Source organism: Streptomyces katrae (genome assembly GCF_000966975.1).
Classification (GTDB): Bacteria; Actinomycetota; Actinomycetes; order Streptomycetales; family Streptomycetaceae; genus Streptomyces; species Streptomyces katrae.
In genome coordinates this window covers 1-2,985 of the sequence record NZ_JZWV01000913.1, presented here as the reverse complement: position 1 = coordinate 2,985, position 2,985 = coordinate 1, and the positions used below count along the sequence as shown (strand labels likewise).

At 74.4% G+C, this 2,985-nt stretch carries 3 protein-coding genes; all 3 read left to right on the top strand.

What is annotated here, in order from left to right; genetic code table 11:
• A partial coding sequence (locus VR44_RS29520) for an FAD-dependent oxidoreductase (RefSeq protein ID WP_045950676.1) occupies positions 1 to 1,008 on the top strand: 1,008 nt, incomplete at its 5' end.
• Between the two features lie 61 nt (positions 1,009 to 1,069).
• Positions 1,070 to 1,900: an alpha/beta fold hydrolase gene (locus tag VR44_RS29515; RefSeq protein WP_045950675.1), complete on the top strand. Its 831-nt coding sequence runs from the start codon at positions 1,070 to 1,072 to the stop codon at positions 1,898 to 1,900.
• Positions 1,901 to 2,021: 121 nt separating this feature from the next.
• Positions 2,022 to 2,981 carry an alpha/beta hydrolase gene (locus VR44_RS29510; RefSeq protein WP_045950674.1) on the top strand — a complete coding sequence of 320 codons (960 nt, stop codon included), beginning with the start codon at positions 2,022 to 2,024 and terminating at the stop codon, positions 2,979 to 2,981.
• Positions 2,982 to 2,985 lie beyond the last annotated feature (4 nt).

Here is a 2,985-nt window from a genome sequence, read left to right as displayed (position 1 = left end):
GGCTCCGAACCGGTGCTGCCCGACATCGACGGGCTGGACGGGGCCGGCGCGTGGACCAGCGAGCGGGCCACCACGGCCGACGCGGTGCCCGGCCGCCTCGTCGTCATCGGCGGGGGAGTCGTGGCCTGCGAGGCGGCAACCGCCTGGCGCTCGCTGGGCGCGGAGGTCACCGTCCTGGTCCGCGGCCGGTCACTGCTGTCGGACTGGGAGCCCTGCGCCGGCGAGGAGGTCGCCCGCGGGCTGACCGGCCTCGGCGCCGCCGTCAGGTTCGGGGTCACGGCCCTGTCGCTCGCCCGCGACGCGGACACGGGCGAGGTGAGCGTCGAGACCGACGACGGAGGCGTCCTGCGCTGCGACGAACTGCTCGTGGCAGTGGGCCGCAGGCCCCGCACCGCCGGCCTGGGCCTGGAGGACGTCGTCCCCGGCTACCCGGCGTCCGCCGCGGATCGGCTGCCGGTCGACGACACCGGCCGGGTCACCTCGGTGCCCGGAGGCTGGCTGTACGCGATCGGTGACGTCTCCGGCCGCGCACAGCTCACGCACCTGGCCAAGTACCAGGCGCGGGCCTGCGCCGCCGCGCTCGTGGAACGCGCCGCGGGACGGCCGGCGGAGGGCGGCCCCCGGCAGCCGTGGAGCGCGGGCGCCGCTCGCACGGCGGCCGCCCGGGCCGTCTTCACCCTTCCGGAGCTGGCGAGCGTCGGGCTGACCGAACGCGCGGCACGCGGGGCCGGGTTCACGGTGCGCACCGCCGAATACCGCACCGACGACGTCGCCGGGGCGGCCTTGCACGCCGACGGCTACCGCGGCCACGCCAAGCTCGTGGTCGACGCCGACCGGCGCGTCGTCCTCGGCTGCACCCTGACCGGTCCGATGGCCACCGAACTGATCCACACGGCCACCGTCGCCATCGTCGGCGACGTCCCGCTGGACCGCCTGTGGCACGCGGTCCCCGCCTTCCCCACGGTCGGCGAAGTCTGGCTGCGCCTGCTGGAGGCCTACGGCCTCTGACCCCACCCGCCCCCCTCACCCTCACCTTCACCTTCACCTTCACACACAGAGGAGCACACCCATGCCGTACATCAAGGTCGCCGAGGGCAACTCCGCGCCCGTCGAGCTCTACTACGAGGACCACGGCACGGGCCGTCCGGTCGTGCTGATCCACGGCTGGCCGCTGAACGGCGCGTCCTGGGAGAAGCAGACCGCCGCCCTCCTCGCCGCCGGGAACCGGGTCGTCACCTACGACCGGCGCGGCTTCGGCCGCTCCGACCAGCCCGCCGACGGCTACGACTACGACACCTTCGCCGCCGACCTGGACGCGGTGCTGACCGCTCTCGACCTGCGCGACGCCGTCCTGGTCGGGTTCTCGATGGGCACCGGCGAAGTCACCCGCTACCTCGGTACCTACGGCTCCGAGCGCGTCGCCAAGGCCGTGATGATCGGCGTGGTGCCGCCCTTCCTGCTGAAGACCGACGACAATCCGGCCGGCGTCGACGGCGCGGTCTTCAAGGGCATCGAGGAGGCCATCCGCGCCGACCGGTTCGCGTTCATGACCGACTTCCTCGCCGACTTCTACAACGTCGACGTGCTCGGCGGCGAGCGGATCAGCGAGCAGGCCGTCCAGGCGAGCTGGAACGTCGCCGTCACGGCCTCCGCCAAGGGCACCCTCGACTGCGTCCAGGCCTGGCTGACCGACTTCCGCGCCGACCTGCCCCGCATCGACGTCCCCACCCTGATCATCCACGGCGACGCCGACCGCACCCTGCCCATCGACTCCACCGCCGTCCCGCTGGCGCGCCTGATCGACGGAGCCGAGCTGAAGGTCGTCCCCGGCGGGCCCCACGGCCTGCTCTGGACGCACGCCGACGAGGTCAACTCCGCCCTGCTCGCCTTCCTGGGCTGAGCCGGCACCCCAGCCCGCGCGCCGGTGGCCGTCTCCCGCCCGGGAGCGGCCACCGGCACCACCCCGGGACCCGTCCCCGGCCCGGAACCCGAATCCGCACACGACCGACGAAGGAATCCCCATGCCCGACCGCCCCGTACTGGAAGCCGCCGCCCAGGCCTTCGCCGACGCCACCGCGAAGCCGCCCTTCCTCTACGAGATCCCCGTCGCCGACGGCCGCAGAGCCGTCGAGGGCGTGCAGAGCGGTGAGGGCGTCGACCTGCCGCCCGTGGACGAGGAGTGGATCGTCGTGCCCGGCGGCCCGACCGGCCAGGTCCGCACCCGGATCGTCCGCCCGCACGGCGCCACCGGCACCCTCCCCGTGATCCTCTACGTCCACGGCGCGGGCTGGGTGTTCGGCGACGCCCGCACCCACGACCGGCTGGTGCGCGAACTCGCCGTCGGCGCCGGCGCCGCCGTCGTCTTCCCCGACTACGACCGCTCACCCGAAGCCCGTTACCCCGTCGCCATCGAGCAGAACTACGCGGTCGCCCGGTGGATCACCACCGACGGCGCCGCCCACGGCCTCGACCCCGCCCGCATCGCCGTCGCGGGCGACTCCGTCGGCGGCAACATGAGCGCCGCCCTCACCCTGATGGCCAAGGAGCGCGGCGACGTACGCCTCCGCGCGCAGGTGCTGTTCTACCCGGTCACCGACGCCTCCTTCGACACCGGCTCCTACGAGGAGTTCGCCGAGGGCTACTTCCTGCGCCGCGACGCCATGCGCTGGTTCTGGGACCAGTACACGACCGACCCGGCCGAACGCGCCCGGCCCACCGCCTCGCCCCTGCGCGCCACCGCCGAACAGCTCACCGGCCTGCCGCCCGCGCTCGTCGTCACCGCCGAGGCCGACGTCCTGCGCGACGAGGGCGAGGCGTACGCCGCCCGCCCCCGCCTGAGGGAAGCGGGCGTCCCGGTCACCGCGCTGCGGGTGCTGGGCACCATCCACGACTTCGTGATGCTGGACGCCCTGCGCGACACCCGTGCCGCCCGCCTGGCCGTCGGCCTGGCCGCAGACACCCTGCGGGAGGCCCTGGCATGAACGC

Coding starts and splice junctions, on each gene's coding strand:
- VR44_RS29515 (WP_045950675.1), top strand. CDS start 1,070: ATGCCGTACATCAAGGTCGCCGAGGGCAACTCCGCGCCCGTCGAGCTC.
- VR44_RS29510 (WP_045950674.1), top strand. CDS start 2,022: ATGCCCGACCGCCCCGTACTGGAAGCCGCCGCCCAGGCCTTCGCCGAC.